The sequence below is a fragment of the Microvirga medicaginis genome (assembly GCF_052658925.1).
The window spans coordinates 17,931-33,561 of sequence record NZ_JBQWEL010000023.1 but is presented as its reverse complement, the minus strand read 5'-3'; the positions used below and the strand labels follow the sequence as shown (position 1 = coordinate 33,561).

The 15,631-nt window shown below is 60.9% G+C and carries 10 protein-coding genes; all 10 read right to left on the bottom strand.

Features of this window, described 5'->3' with window-relative positions; all coding sequences use genetic code 11:
* Window positions 1-14: 14 nt before the first annotated feature.
* Window positions 15-4,319, bottom strand: coding sequence for a translocation/assembly module TamB domain-containing protein (locus tag ACUXUR_RS22290; protein WP_445504546.1), 4,305 nt, complete (start codon window positions 4,317-4,319; stop codon window positions 15-17).
* Window positions 4,319-6,301, bottom strand: a complete 1,983-nt coding sequence (locus ACUXUR_RS22285) for an autotransporter assembly complex protein TamA (protein ID WP_445504545.1) — start codon at window positions 6,299-6,301, stop codon at window positions 4,319-4,321. Before ACUXUR_RS22285 ends, ACUXUR_RS22290 begins: the two co-directional genes overlap by 1 nt.
* Window positions 6,302-6,506: 205 nt before the next feature.
* Window positions 6,507-7,904, bottom strand: a complete 1,398-nt coding sequence (gene lpdA, locus ACUXUR_RS22280; protein WP_445504544.1) for a dihydrolipoyl dehydrogenase — start codon at window positions 7,902-7,904, stop codon at window positions 6,507-6,509.
* Window positions 7,905-7,908: 4 nt separating this feature from the next.
* Complete coding sequence (locus ACUXUR_RS22275) at window positions 7,909-9,225, bottom strand: dihydrolipoamide acetyltransferase family protein (RefSeq protein ID WP_445504543.1); 1,317 nt, start codon at window positions 9,223-9,225, stop codon at window positions 7,909-7,911.
* A gap of 1 nt (window position 9,226) precedes the next feature.
* The gene (locus ACUXUR_RS22270) at window positions 9,227-10,240 is read right to left on the bottom strand and encodes an alpha-ketoacid dehydrogenase subunit beta (RefSeq protein WP_445504542.1); all 1,014 of its coding nucleotides are present in this window, start codon (window positions 10,238-10,240) and stop codon (window positions 9,227-9,229) included.
* Between the two features lie 3 nt (window positions 10,241-10,243).
* Complete coding sequence (locus ACUXUR_RS22265; RefSeq protein ID WP_445504541.1) at window positions 10,244-11,476, bottom strand: 3-methyl-2-oxobutanoate dehydrogenase (2-methylpropanoyl-transferring) subunit alpha; 1,233 nt, start codon at window positions 11,474-11,476, stop codon at window positions 10,244-10,246.
* 172 nt (window positions 11,477-11,648) lie between these two features.
* Complete coding sequence (locus tag ACUXUR_RS22260; RefSeq protein WP_445504540.1) at window positions 11,649-11,945, bottom strand: hypothetical protein; 297 nt, start codon at window positions 11,943-11,945, stop codon at window positions 11,649-11,651.
* A 39-nt stretch (window positions 11,946-11,984) separates the two neighbouring features.
* Complete coding sequence (locus tag ACUXUR_RS22255; protein WP_445504539.1) at window positions 11,985-12,359, bottom strand: SPW repeat protein; 375 nt, start codon at window positions 12,357-12,359, stop codon at window positions 11,985-11,987.
* A gap of 68 nt (window positions 12,360-12,427) precedes the next feature.
* Complete coding sequence (locus ACUXUR_RS22250) at window positions 12,428-13,258, bottom strand: universal stress protein (protein ID WP_445504538.1); 831 nt, start codon at window positions 13,256-13,258, stop codon at window positions 12,428-12,430.
* Window positions 13,259-13,362: 104 nt separating this feature from the next.
* Window positions 13,363-15,570, bottom strand: coding sequence for a CHASE2 domain-containing protein (locus ACUXUR_RS22245; protein WP_445504537.1), 2,208 nt, complete (start codon window positions 15,568-15,570; stop codon window positions 13,363-13,365).
* Window positions 15,571-15,631: the final 61 nt, after the last annotated feature.

The following is a 15,631-nucleotide window of genomic DNA, read 5'->3' as shown; positions in this document are numbered from 1 at the left end:
GCGGATGCCTCTCTTTAGTACTCCCACTCGAAGCCAACACCGACAGAGGTTCCACCCTCGGCATCGACGGCTCCTTGCGCCTTGAGGCGTCGCGTCAGATCCACATCGACCGTGACGCCGCTTTCTTCAGGTCGTGCCCCTGCCTTGACACCCACGCGGACATTGTCGCTGATATAGCGCGACACGCCGACCGCAGGGCCACCGGAGGCATCAACGGTGATGTCGAGACTGTCGACGCCAAGCGAGCGGCGCAGGCTTTCGAACGCTTCCGTCCCGGTTCCTCCGGAGAGCTGCGCCACGGTCTGCGCGAGCTGAAGCGCCTGGCCCGCTGAAAGACCACCGGAGGGACGCTGGAACAGAATGCGCGAGAGCACTTCGTCCTGAGGCAGGTCGGGGCTGGAGCTGAAGGCGAATTCGGGTTGCGAAGCAGGCCCGGTTACTGCGATGCGTGCCGTCACTTCACCCGCCTGCGTCTCAGCCAGGAAGTCGAGCGAGGGCGTAAGATCGCCTGTGAAATCCAGCCGTCCCCGCACGAAGTCGATACGGCGGCCGATTAGATCGAGACGCCCCCGACGAAGCTCGAATGCACCGATGGCGACAGGATCCCGGGACGTGCCCTGAAGGCGCAGATCGCCGCCGAGCTCGGCATTGATCCCACGTCCGCGTACGAAAATGCGGTTTTGCGCGGTCAGGACGAGATCGAGTTCGGCGCTGAACGGACGTCCGCGCGAACCGGCGGCCTGCCGCTTGCGCGCCAAGGCGAGCCGTGCGGCAGCGGTTGGCGTCGGCTGGACGTGCTTGGTGCCCGGCAATGGCCTGAAGGTCGTTGGCAGGCGGTCTGGCACGGAAACATTCATCGTGATGATATTGACCCGGCCGGCAACGCGCGGCCTGATCGTGAGCGGTCCGGAAATCGCGAGATCCAGGTCGGCGCTCGCGTCTGCGATCTCGCTCGAAACGAGTTGGGCACGACTGCCTGTGATGCGGATATCGGCAGGCCATCCGGCGGCAGGATCAATGATCACCTGTCCGCTGCCCGCGAGTGATCCGCCGTTCGGGGTGCGGGCGCTCAGACGCTCGACAACGAAAGTCTGGCCACGTGCAGCGAACCGTCCGTTGATGTCGTTCAGCTGGATTCCTTGCAGGGAATCAACGAAGCTGCCGCCGGCGAGTGAGATGGTGCCTTGAGCCCTTGGTTCCGCGACTGGGCCGGCAACCGTCAGGTCCAGCACGGCGCTTCCGGTCACGCGCTGACCGCTGGCTGAAAGGAACGAGTTCGCGACCGCAAGATCGGTTCGCCCCGCGACCTTCAAAGCCAGCTCATCCGTCGGATCGAGAGGGACACTGCCTGAGAGCTTCAGCGTTCCAAAACGTCCCGCAGCCAAGTCCGCATCAATCGTCGCCTTCTGGTCGGCGATACGACCCTGTGCCGTCACGGTGAGCGGAGGCAGACCGGCTTGGCGCGTTTCCGACGTTGCGAGCCCCACGATCCTCAAGTCATAGGTTCCGCTCGGATTGCCAGCCTCCCCTCCGACCGAGGCGCTTCCATTCACAATGCCCGTCAGACCCAGATTGGGAACGGCGATTTCAGCGGTCTGCAGAGACAGGTTCCGGATATCGACCGACAGATCGAGCCGTTTCCCCACGGTGCCCGACACGCCGACACGTCCATGGTCGGCTGCTATCACGAGGCCGCTGATGGTAGCCGTGCCGTTCTGTAGGGAAATGATGGCGGGCTGCGCCAGGGCGAGTCGCCTGCCACCACGCCGCGCCGTGAAGCTCGCGAGTTCGATGCGCATTGCGTCGCCCGGCACCACACGCGCCTGCGCATTGAGATCGAAACCCTGCCCGACCGCAGAGGCCGTGATATTCGATGCAACTGGCGAGCCTTCTGCCGTGAGGCGCACGGTCCTGAAGGTTTGCCCGGCCGCACTCAGCGCATCGGCTTGAATGACACCGTCGATCACGGTGCGCGCGTAGAGATCGGAGACGGTCAGCCGCGCGTTAAAATCCTGCACCGTCACGGAAGCAACGGCCACGCGAGAGCCTCTTGCAACAATCGAGATATCTTGCCGCCCGTCCGGGGCGTTGAGCGTGATATCAGTCTCTACTGATCCGTCGAGCTTCATCAACAGCAGAGGACTGAGATCGTCGAGACTGCTTCCGGAAACAGAGATCCGTCCCTGCGCCAACCGATCAGAGCCGATGCGCAGATCCCCGTTCAGCGATACCGAGCCGACATTGACATTGAGCCGGTCCAGAAGCCAGCCACCTACAGCAAGCCGTGCAAGATGCGCAGTGCCGTTCGCAGCCCTTGCTCCCACCTGCCCTTCGAGATTGAGAGCCGCATCGAGGGCGCCCGTCACATCCTTCGCATCCAGCGTGACGACGAGACGCGGGATCGGCCGATTGAGCGCACGCACCTCGGCCAATGTCGCAGTCGCTTTCACATCCGGCTTTTCCAGAGAGCCCGACAGACGCGCCGCCACATCCGCTCGACCCGCAGCGATGCGCGGGTCCACATGCCTGAGCTCGTCGATGGTGATATCAAGCCCAAGATCGGCTGTGCGCTGCGTGGCGCGACCATCCGCGCGCGCATCGAGATGCGCTCCATCGACACGGAAGTTTTCGAAGGCGAATCCATCCGGAATCCTGCGCACGATTCCATTCGCTGTCACCGAACGGCCGAGAAGACCATCGAGCGACGGTGCCCCTGTCGAGAGCTCCCGCAGGTTGGCATCGACTATTGCCGCGATATCGGCCCGTCGCGGGTTGCCGGATAGTTTTGCCTGGAACGATGCAGAGCCGCGCAGCGTCCGGCCGGCAATGCCGGAGAAGGCAGCGAGAGCCGGGACCTTGGCATCGAGGTTGCCGTCCAGAACCGTCGAGCCGATCCGACCGGTAAAGCCAGCCTGGGCGGTGGATATTTCAAGACGGGCCGAGTCAACGCTGGCAATGCCATCGCGGTCGAATGTGCCGTTGGCGGTCAGCGACAAGGTGGAGCCCAGTGCCCGAGCCAAAGCCCGGTCGGCGGGCTCGATGCCATTCGCTCTTGCATCGACAGAGAAGGAGAAGCGATCGGGAATAGCCACATCCTTCACCGGAATCATGGCGATACGGGCGCTGAGAGCATCCAGCGATCCCTGCGGCAGCCGTACTCCTGTGGCGTCGAGAGAGCCGTTGATGCGAGGAGCCGTCATGGTTCCCTGCACGGTGCCATCAAAGTCGAGACGACGAATCTCCGCGTCGCCCGCACGGGTCATGAAACCATCGGTCGGCAAGGCGCGGGCCTGCACGGTCAGATCGAGTGCCTGGTTCGCAGTGATGCTGCCCGCCATGTCGAAACTGGCCACACTCGAGGTGATGCGAACAGGCTGGAACCGCAGGCTGCCGTCATCACCGATTGCCACATTCCCCAGGAGTTGGGTTGTCCCTGAGAAGACGGGCGCAACCGGCGCGGGCAGAAGCCCCTCAATCCGTGCGGCGAGATTGGCATCGACCATGTAGGCAGCACCAGCTCGCCTGACGGTTGTCGTGCCCGCAGCGCCGATGGTTGTGCCGGCGGAAAAATCGAGCCGCGCGATGAACCCACTCACTGGACCCTCGCCAGCAAGCTTGAGATCGACCGGTGGAAGGTCAGGCAGGTTGAGCAGACGGGCGGCAATGCCGCCCGCGGGCTCCTGATGTGTCAGGTCGAGCGCAAGGCGGTTCGTTTGCGGCACATAATTGAGATTGATCGAGAGACGCCCAGGGGCATCGAGGCGCTGCGCGGCGAAATCGAGTTTGAGTCCTTCGGACGGATCGCCGAGATCGGCCGAGCCTTGAGCCGAGACTCGCGCGGCAGTCCCCAGCACTGGCTCCCCGACAGCAAGTTCCTGCAGAGTAAATTTCTCCACGACTACCTTGACAGGCAGTTCGGGGAGGATCGGCTCGTCGGAAACGGAGGTCTTCTCCTCTTCCGTCGACACCGGCTTGCGCGGAATCTGGAGATGGTCGATCTGTAGCTCGTTGACCTCAAGACGACCGCGCAGCAGCGCCGTTCGCGTCCAGACCAGACGCGCACGATCGAGCGACAACCAGACGCCGTTACGATCCGAGATGCGAACATCCCTGATCACCGCATTCGAGGACAGCGCCCCTTCGATGCTGCCGATGCTGACCCGCGTGGTGGGGGTCGACAACAAACGCGAGATCATATTGGCCAGAACGCCCTGGTCGGTCTGGGCCTGGCTGGGCGAGCCAGCAGCGATCCAGAGAACGCCGAGAGCCAGAGCCACAGTGATGGCAAAGAATGCGAGATGGCGGCGCAGCTTGATCATCAGAACGCCTGTCCAATTCCAATATAAATGGCGACAGATCGGTCGTCTTCTCTCTCTCGGCGAACAGGCACCGCGACATCCAGGCGGATCGGCCCGATCCCGGTGTAATAGCGCAGGCCCAGGCCTGCCGAGACGCGGATGCTCTCGTCGAAGTCCGGGAAACTCGACTCGAAGGCGGTTCCCGCATCGACGAACGGCACGACGCCGATCGTATCGGTGATCTTGATGCGTGCCTCCAGAGAGGCCTCAAGCAGGCTGCGCCCGCCGATAGGCTCCCCTAAGAATGTCGGACTTAAGGAACGATAGCTGAAACCGCGCACTGAACCGCCGCCGCCGGCAAAGAAGCGCCGGTTGGCCGGAATCTCCTCGAGGTCTGCTCCGACGATCGAACCGACACCAAGGCGGCCCGCAAGCACATAGCGTGACTCATCATCGATGGACCAATAGGCCGAGGCCGTCCCCTTCGCGATCGTCATGGGAACCGAGGAGCCGAGGAAATCCGGGTAGGGTGTTACGGACGCCAGAAGCTTCATGCCGCGCGTGGGATCGAGCGTGTTGTCCGTAGAATCGTAGGTGACGGAAAGCGGCAATCCGACGAGGGTATAGTCAATCTGCCCAAGAATGTCGGAGGCCTGACCCTTCTCGTACTCGATGCCGCCCTGGATGGAGAACCTTTCGCTGAAGCGATGGCGAATACCCACCGTTCCGTTGACGAGCCGGCTTGTGTAGCCCTCCGTTCGGTCGCGTTCAACCAAAGCTTCGGCCAGGAAGTCGTTGCGTGTTCCCCACAACGCGGGCTTCAGGAAGCTCGCGCGGAAGCGGCCCCCGAGATCGTCCCAGTCGAACTCATCATCGTCATCCGGACGGCCGCCGTTTTCCGTAAGATAGAAAAGACTGCCTTCCAATCTCAGCCGCTCGGCGCCTCCAAACAGATTCCGGTGCGCCCAATAGGCTCGGACCGCTGGCCCATCGGTTGTGGAGTACTGCACGGAGGCACCGATGACGCGAGGCTGGCGCTCCGTAATATCGACGAAGAGAGGCAGGTTGCCATAGGAATCGAGCGTCTCTCCCTCGCGTATGCGAACGGACGACAGCGCCTCGATATTCAGGATCGACTTGCGCATCGAGGCGAGCGCTGCGGGCGAATACGGATCACCCGGGTCGGTGTAGATGAATGAGCGCACCACCGCCGGGTCCACATTTTCCGCGCCTCGGACGGTGATCTGCCCAATACCCGCCTGCGGTCCCGGATCGACCGTCAGACTGATGTCCATGACATGGGCTGGATGAACGACCACAGGGCTCTGCGCAGTCACCTTGGCAAAGGGCCGTGACTGAGCGCGGAAGTAATCGACGATCCGTGCCTGGGCCGCCACGATGTCAGCTGCGCGTGCGGCATCGCCGGGCTCGATCTTGACAATGCGGGGCGGCAGCTCGCTCTGCAGAAACGGACGGTCGGTCCTTGCATCCAGAACGGTAACCTTCCGGAGGACGAACTGCGGCCCGGGATCGACTGCGACCTGAATAGGCACGAGCGCCCGCGATCGATAGACCGTTGCGGCACGGATAGCCGCTTCAGGACGCAGGGCCTGGAGCGTCAGAGGAACCCCTGCGACTGTGATCGCGATGCGAGCATTGTAGAATCCCGCTCCCCAGAGTGCATCGTTGAGGCGAGGCAGATCAGCTTCCGCACGACGCACCAGAGCATCCGCATCCGGAGGTGGATCGCTCTTCAGGCTTTGAAGCGTAGATACATCCTTGAGGATCTGGACAATCTTCTTGTCGTCGCCTGGGACCGCGAAATCGAGAGAGTAAGGTAGCGTGTCCGCATTCGGAGGAGGCGGCGTCTCATTGCTCTTCCCGAAGAGGCCGAAGAAATCGAATGCAACGGCATGCGGGATAGAGACCCCACTGGACAAAAGTCCTGCAAGGATGACCAGAGAGGCGTATTTTCTGGTTCCCGACCATACCGATTGAGCCACGAGCACCCTAACTACAAACTATCAAATGAACGTTCGCTGCGTCTCATGACTTCGCGTTCAAATAGGGCGGAATCTAGGACGGTCGACCGGCAATTCGCCACAATCCACTTCGAACGAAGCGAAACCGATTTCCAACAAGGGCATGCAAAAGACATGCCTGGAATCCTCTATTGAGCCAAAGGCGCCGTGGCGTTCCGTGATAACGTCAAATATGGAGTTCACGCCCCAGTGCCTTCAGCGCCGCCTCCTGGAATGCTTCGCCTTGTGTCGGATGCGCATGAATCGTACCCGCAATATCTTCGAGGCGCGCACCCATCTCGATGGCCAGGCTGAAGGTGGCGGCCAGTTCGGACACGCCCTGCCCCACAGCCTGAATTCCGAGCACCAAATGGTTGTCCGCCCGGGCGACCACGCGTACGAATCCGTCTTCTCCCAGCCTCGTCATCGCGCGGCCATTGGCCGAGAAGGGGAAATGCCCCACTCGAATCTCGGTATCCGCTTTGCCCGCTTCGTCCGACGTCAGGCCAATGGTGACGATCTCGGGATCGGTGAAGCAGATGGCAGATATGCCCCGCTTATCCCAAACCCGTTTGTGACCGGCGATAATCTCGGCCACCATTTCTCCCTGCGCCATGGCGCGATGAGCCAGCATCGGCTCGCCCGTGACGTCACCGATGGCATAGATCCCCCGCATCGAGGTCTCGCATCGCTCCCCGATTCGAATGAATGGGCCATCCATATCAAGGACAAGCTCCTCCATTCCCCAACCCTGCGTGACCGGCCTCCGTCCAATCGTGACGAGAATCCTGTCCGCGGGGAGCGACGTCTCGGCCCCAGTTCCGTTTTCCACCAAGAGTGCGCTGTCTCCTTTCGCTAGGCCTCTTGCCTTCGCGCCTGTCACGATCTTTACGCCGAGAGCCTGCAGCCTCTTCGCAACGGGTCGGGTCAGTTCGGCATCGTATTGCGGAAGGATGCGAGCCTGCGCTTCGACAACGGTCACTTGTGCTCCGAACTTGGCGAAGGCAGTCCCAAGCTCCAGGCCGATATATCCTCCCCCAATGACAACGAGCCTCTCCGGAACCTCGGTCAGTGCCAACGCTTCGGTCGAAGAAATCACTCGCCCTCCAAAGGGCAGATTCGGTAGCTCGACCGGGGCCGATCCCGTCGCGATCACAACATTCTCTGCGCGGATGATCTGCCGTCCCGTTTCCGTCTCCACCTCGACCGTTTTGCCATCGCGGAAGCGTGCCCAGCCCTCGACCATCTTCACCCGCGACCGCTTGAGCAGGCCCGATACGCCGCTGTTGAGGCGGCTGACGATGCCATCCTTCCACGCAACAGTCTGGCCAAGATCAATCCCCGGCTTCGTCGCTGTAATTCCAAGAGGATTCCGCCCAGACGCCAAGTGAACGATCCTGTCGTACTCCTCGGCCGCATGGATGAGTGCCTTGGAGGGGATGCAGCCGACATTGAGGCATGTTCCACCAGGCTTTCTGGTGTCGACGATCACCGTATCCATGCCGAGCTGTCCGGCGCGGATGGCGCAAACATAGCCCCCTGGTCCCGCGCCAATGACGAGGAGCTTGCACGACATGTCTTTCATCGGTTCAAGCCTCCACGAAAATCATCGCTGGCGTTTCCAGAAGCGTCTTGATGCGCTGCACGAAGACGGCCGCGTCCCAACCGTCGATGACCCGGTGATCGAAGCTGGATGACAGATTCATCATTTTGCGAGGGATGAAGGCCGATCCATTCCACACGGGCCGCACCATGATCTTGTTGACGCCGATGATGGCGACCTCGGGATGATTGATCACTGGCGTTGTGACGACGCCTCCCATTGCGCCCAGCGACGTGACGGTGATGGTTGATCCACTCAAATCCTCACGCGTCGCAGTGCCGGATTTAGCGGCCTCTGCAAGCCGGTTCAGTTCGGTGGCACAGCCCCAAAGATCGAGCGCTTCCGCATGCCGGACGACAGGCACGACGAGACCGGAAGCAGTCTGCGTCGCGATGCCGATATGCACGCCCGCATGCTGGTGGATAATACCGGCCTCGTCATCGTAGAGCGCATTCAGATGCGGGTGCTCGGCGATCGCCTTCACCATGGCCCGCATGAGAAACGGAAGCAGGGTGAGCTTTGGCCTGTCGGAACGCTTATTCGCATTAAACGCCGAGCGCAGATCCTCGAGCGCCGTCACGTCGACTTCTTCCACGTAGGTGATGTGAGGAATTCGCGACTTCGAGATTGCCATCCTCTCTGCGATTTTGCGGCGCAGTCCGACGACCCTGATCTGTTCGACCGACGTTTTCGGGGCAAGACCCGGCTCACGAGCTACCTGCGGCCCGTGTGCGAAGAAGGCGTCGAGATCCTCATGCGTGATGCGCCCCGCAGGGCCCGTGCCGGGCACTTGCCGCAGGTCGATGCCTGCCTCGCGTGCCCTCAGGCGCACGGCTGGCGACGCGATCGGCTTTTCGCCCTCCGCCCGCGCAATGGCTGGACGGGGCATCCTCGGCGCATGGTTCCGGACTGCCTCGCCAGGTGTGCGGGGCGTCATGAGCCTGACAGGAGCACCGGGCTCCGCAGGAGGCTCGACCGCGATTGGCCGGCTCGCAGCAACCTGCGCCGGCACCTCGCCCTTCTGTTCCTCAACCGAAGTCGGCGATGCAACCGAGCCGTCGCCCTCGACCTTCAGACGGATCAGGGGAGAGCCAATGGCGACCACGTCTCCGATCTCCGCGCCCAGCCAGAGAACCTCGCCTTCGACTGGAGAGGGAATCTCCACCGTCGCCTTGTCGGTCATGACAGCGGCCAGCAGGGTGTCCTCGCGGACAAGATCACCCACCTTGACGTGCCACTCGACAAGTTCGGCCTCGGCGATCCCCTCACCCACATCGGGCATCTTGATGATGTGCTCACCCATGTCAGGCCTCCATCGTCTCGACGAGAGCGCGTCCGACGCGAGCAGGTCCTGGGAAATAGTCCCATTCCTGCGCATGGGGATAAGGCGTGTCCCATCCGGTCACCCGCGTAATCGGCGCCTCCAGCTGGAAGAAGCACGCCTCCTGGACAAGGGCAGCCAGCTCCGCACCAAAGCCTGATGTGAGCGTCGCCTCGTGAACGATCACGCAGCGGCCCGTCTTCCTGACGGATGCCGCGATGGTCTCCGTATCAAGAGGAACCAGGGTTCTCAGGTCGATGATTTCCGCATCGATGCCCGTTTCCGTCGTGGCCGCCTGAGCTACATAGACCATCGTGCCATAAGCCAGCACGGTCATCGCTGCTCCCTCCCGCACGACCGATGCTTTGCCCAGAGGATGGGTGAAGTAGCCTGCCGGGACCTCCCCAAGATCATGCTTTGACCATGGCGTGACCGGGCGGTCATGATGGCCATCGAAAGGACCGTTGTAGAGCCGCTTCGGCTCCAGGAAGATGACCGGATCCGGATCCTCAATAGCCGCGATCAGGAGGCCCTTGGCGTCATAAGGGTTCGACGGCACCACGGTCTTCAAGCCTGCCACATGGGTGAACAACGCTTCGGGACTTTGACTGTGGGTCTGCCCGCCGAAGATGCCGCCGCCAGTCGGCATTCTGATCACCAGCGGACAGGTGAACTCACCATTCGAGCGATAGCGCAGGCGAGCGGCCTCGGACACGATCTGGTCGTAGGCCGGATACATGTAATCGGCGAACTGGATCTCAATGCAGGGACGAAGACCATAGGTCGCCATACCGATGGCGGTGCCGACGATACCTGACTCGCTGATCGGTGTGTCGAAGCATCGAGTCTTGCCGTATTTCTGCTGAAGGCCTGCCGTGCAGCGGAAGACGCCGCCGAAATATCCGACGTCCTCGCCGAAGACGACGACGCGCTCGTCTCGGGCCATCATCACGTCCATCGCATCACGAATGGCCTCGATCATGGTCATGCGCGCCATGGCTCAAACTCCCGCCTGCTGACGCTGCCTGCGCAGATGCGGCGGCATCTCGGCATAGACCCCCTCGAACATGTCCCGCGCGGAAGGCTTCCCACCGGCGTGGAGGGTGCCGTAGCTTTCCGCCTCCTTCTGAGCCGCGATCACGGTATCGAGGATTTCAGCCTCGGCCTGCTTGTGCCGCTCCTCGGACCAGACCCCACGTATGATCAGATGGTTCTTCAGACGGATGATGGGATCTCCGAGAGGCCAGGCATCGGATTCGGTCTTGGGACGATAGGCGGAAGGATCGTCGGAGGTCGAATGCGCTCCGGCCCGATAGGTCACGTATTCGATCAGTGTCGGTCCGAGATTGCGGCGGGCCCGTTCTGCCGCCCATCTCGCGACCGCATAAACCGCGAGATAGTCATTGCCGTCGACCCGAAGCGACGGGATGCCGAAGCCCAGTCCACGAGCCGCGAAGGTTCCTGCACCACCCCGCGCGATGCCCTGAAACGTCGAGATCGCCCATTGATTATTGACGATATTGAGGACCACAGGCGCTTTATAAGTAGAGGCGAAGACAAGGGCAGCGTGAAAGTCCGATTCCGCCGTCGAACCATCGCCGATCCAGGCTGCCGCGATCTTGGTGTCGTTCCGGATCGCCGATGCCATCGCCCAGCCGACCGCCTGGACATATTGGGTCGCGAGGTTGCCCGAAATCGTGAAAAACCCGTGCTCCTTCGAGGAATACATGACCGGGAGCTGGCGGCCTTTCAGCGGATCGCGCGAGTTCGAGTACACTTGGCACATCATGTCGACCATGGGATAACCGCTGGCGATCAGGAGCCCAGCCTGCCGATATGTCGGAAAGTTCATGTCCCCAGGCGAGAGTGCTTTACGGAAGGCGCAGCTGATCGCTTCCTCACCCAGATGCTGCATATAGAAGGACGTCTTCCCCTGCCTTTGGGCGATCAGCATCCTCGCGTCGAAGGTGCGCAGCATCATCATATTCCGCATTCCTTCGACGAGTTCCTCGTCGTTGAGGAGTCCCGCCCATGGTCCGACGGCTTCTCCAGCCCGGTTAAGGACGCGGATGATAGAGAAGGCGAGGTCGCGGATGTCTTCCGGATTCGCACCCACCTCGGGCCGAGGTACGGCCCCGGCCTTGGGAATCCTCACATTGGAAAAATCAGGAGTTCCTCCCGGACGAACAGCCGGCTCCGGAACATGGAGGGTCAAGGGTCGGAAGTCATTCATGGCATTTCGTTCTCCCGCAGACAAAACTAGGAACGAAACACCCCTCGGCTATAGGCGTGGCTGTTTCCAGCGAACGCGCCTTCGATTCCCCGCGTCTCAGGTAACTCAATGCCGGCCTTGCGGCCTGCTCTATGATAGCGGATCCTTCGGGCAAGCGAGCCAGCAGCCTGCCTCATCCCTGAGGTTCGACCACAGCCAGCACCTCGCCGGCCGTGATTTCCGGCTCCCCCTGAACCAGATCCGCCAGACTTGCGCGGATCCATGACAAGGCCTTCTCATTGGCCGCAAGAGCGTTGTCCCGGCTGTCGAACAGGGTTACCGATCCGCCCACCCCATTGCCGCCGTCGAAGACATAATAGCCCTGGAAGCCCGGGGATTGCCTCAGGATCTGGCCGATCCCGCTTTCGGCCCGCCGAGCCGCCTCCTGCACGTTGTGCATATGAGCGAACTTGCGAATGACGACATACATCAATGCCTCCATTGGTCGTTGACGAGTGTGGCGTCCCTCTTATCTCCGCGAGACCATCATGTCCTTCGGCGCCAGATAGAGATGGCGCAACTCTAGTGCTGTGAAAGCCATGATGCACAGGCCAACGATGACATGTGTCCAGCGTGCCCGGGCGACATCATCGAACCACAAAAGCCATGGCGAGGCTGTGATCCAGAGGCCGGCTATGACGTTGAGCCACTCCTCCCAATCATAGGTCCGAACCAATGCCAGAAGCGCCAGGAAAACAACCACTCCACCGCTGAACCAAGCATTGCGCGAAGCCCGAGTCTCATCCGTGAAGCCGAGCAGCCATGGTGCTGCAATCAAGATAGCGCCGAGCGCAACATTTGTGACGCTGAAGGTCGTATCGATGCGATCGTTGACGGTACCCATCCTATCCTCCTCTGCAAACGACCACTTCCGTGAAATCATCAGAGGCATTCGATCAATGTATTACATTCCTAATGTGCCATCAGAACCGGCACCCTTGCATGGGCAAGGATGTGGCTCGTCGCCCCGCCGAAGATGAATTGTCTCAAACGGCTCTGAGTGTAGGCCCCCTTGATAAGCAGATCCGCATGGAACGCCGTTGCCTGCTCCAGGATTCCCTCGCCCGGAGAATGCGCGCGCATACTGCGTGTCACGGCTTCAGCCTTGATGCCGTTGCTCTGGAGGCGGCTGGTCAATTCCTCACCGGAGGGCCCATCTGCCCCCCACCCTTCCAAGGTCAGGACAATGACTTGGCTGGCCGTCGCGAGAAGAGGCATCGCAAGCGCTACAGTGCGGGCCGTTTCCGTGCTGCCGTTCCATGCGATCATGATCCTCTCGCCGATCGATGCCGGGGCTGCGGGCGGCACCAGCAGAATGGGCCGGCCGCTTTCGAACAGCGCCGCTTCAACCGTAGCCAGTCGCGGTGGCTCGTCACGGGGTCCAGGCTGGCCGAGCACAATGAGGTCGAACACCCTGCCAAAGCTGCCGATATAGCTATCTCCAAACAGCTGCCGCCCAAGCCAGCTGTAAGACGCCTCGTCAGCTACCTCGGACTGCTGGACACCGCAGGAGAGCATGAAAGCCTCAAACAGCTGTCGGGACTGTTCCACGAGATCACGCTGTTCCTTCTCGCTGAGAATGGCCCAGCTGGTTGGAACATCGAAGGCAATGCTGGCGGGGATATCAGGGCCGAGCGCCAGCCCCTCGATACGACTCCCGAACCGGCCTGCTATTAACAATGCCGCATCAAGAACGGTGCGGATCGAGGCATGCGGCTCGATCGGCACAAGGATGGCTTTCATGAGACATCACCTTAGTAGTCTCTGACCCATGGATTGATAATACTACGAAATCCCGTATTCCGCATGTCTGCTCTTTAAGCCGACCTGCACAACTACCTCGATCCCTACTCGGCTACGTATCCTGATTCATGAAACGCTGCAGGAGCATCGATCAGACGTCGGATCCGCTGAATGTAGAGATCGTAATAGTCATCGAGCCCGAAGTTCTTCCCCAGTTCCCTACAGAGGAGGATCATCTCGAGAGCCTGCTGCCAGTCATGACGGCGGCACGCGGCGAGCATGGCGCCGTTTCTTTCGTTCAACGTCCCAAAGTCTGAACCGATGGCCGCATCGGCCCGTCCCACGATTGTGAAGATCCGCTCCAGCTCTCGCTTGCCCTTCACCTGCATATGGTCGATTTCGAGAACGGAGAACCGTGTTTGAACGGCCCGGGCCGTTTTCTCCCCAATGATGATGGGAACTCCGTACTGCTTTGTCAGGCCTTCAAGCCGGGATGCCAAATTCACCGGATCGCCCAATGCAGAATAGTTGAAGTGCAGATTAGAGCCAAAATTGCCAACGACGCACAAACCGGTATTCAGGCCAATTCCGATTCTGAGTGGCGGGACCGATTGATCGGCACCGGCCTCACGCTGGCGCTGCTCATTGAGTTCCCGGAGGCTGTCCAGCATCGCGAAGGCAGCTTCGCATGCGTTCACCTCGTGGGAAGGATCGGTGAGCGGCGCGTTCCAGAAGGCCATGATCGCGTCGCCCATATATTTGTCGACCGTCCCGTGGCGATCCATGATATCCCGGGTGAGCGGAGTGAACAGCCGATTGATGAGGGCCGTCAATCCTTGCGGGTCATCCTTGTACAATTCGGCAATCGACGTGAAGCCACGAACGTCCGAGAAGAGAACGGTCAATTCCCGTTGCTCTCCGCCGAGGGTCAGCTTCTCCGGTGATTTTGCCAGCTGTTCCACCAGATCGGGGGACAGATATTGGCTGAAAGCCGATCTGATCCGGTAGCGATCCGCGGAAACGGTCACATAATTCGTGCAGACCAGAACCGCATAGACCAGAAAACTTGCGATCAACGGAAAGGTGTAGTCGATCAGGAGATCGAGAACGGTGAAGCAATACCATGACAGTCCCAGGGTCACAGCGGCAATGATGCCGCCGAGCACGAAGAGAGTTCCGGCATTCACTCTTGGTGCCAATGCAATGAGGATCAGGCTCAGAAGCATTGCGAGCGAGAGTTCGACAAACGCCGTGTAGCTCGGTCGACTCAGGGTTGATCCCGTGAGAGCACTCTCCAGGAGCTGGGCATGCAGCTCGACGCCTGGAAGCGCAGGGTGAATTGGGGTGACCTTGAGATCGAGAAGACCGGCGGCGGAGGTCCCGACGAGTACCATTTTACCCGCAAGGCTGTCGGCGGACACCCGGCCCTGGAGAAGGTCGATGGCGGAAATGTATCTGCCAGGGTCGTGGCGCGAGAAATGAATCCAGACACGACCTTTGCCATCTGTGGGGATCTCGAGATCCTGAATGTCTACGCTCCGGACGCCGCTCGCGTCCGTCTTTATCAGCGTGACACCTGCCTCTGCGGTGACACGCAGCATCTCCAGGGCAAGTGACGGAACAACAACTCCATCTGCGACCGCCACGAGAGGTACACGGCGGATAGTACCATCCAGTTCGGGGATGATCGAGAAGATGCCGTGTCCTTGAGCCGCGTTGTCAAGGACAGGGAGATTCCGCAGCAAGCGCGGAAAATCAACTAGGAACGAGCGTGGATCTGGACCAAGTGTTGCAATCCCGGACTGAGACGCTGACCTTGCCATCGGCGCGGCTCCCGAAACGCGATAACCTGACTGCCCGAGCACGACTTTGGACGCCCGAATGGCCTCAGCGAAGACGGCGTCATTGCCGGGCAGGCGCTGAAGTTTCTCCCGCATGTCGGGATCCAGCCCCCTAAAAGTCTCGGCCGCAACCTCCGGCGAACTACGATCGGGTTCAGGAAAGAGAACATCAAAGCCGATGACGGTGCCACCCCGTTCGACGATCTTCAGGACCATGTCGGCCATGACCGTGCGCGGCCACGGCCATTGCCCGAGAGCGCGAAGACTCTGCTCGTCGATATCCACGATTGAGACGAGAACCTGGCTGGCAACGCGGGGAAATATCAGCTGATAGACGTCGAAGGACTTGTGGCGAAGGGCTTCAATGGGACCAGGATCCCAAACCCGCAACGCAATCAGCTCGACAAGAAGCAGGAGAGCCACGATTCGTCCCACTCCAAAGCGCCGCATTCTTCTCAGAAGACCGGCCATGGCTAACGCTCCGCCAACCCTCGGGGCCATGCCGCGACATCATGGTCCCCGTTCGCGCCAC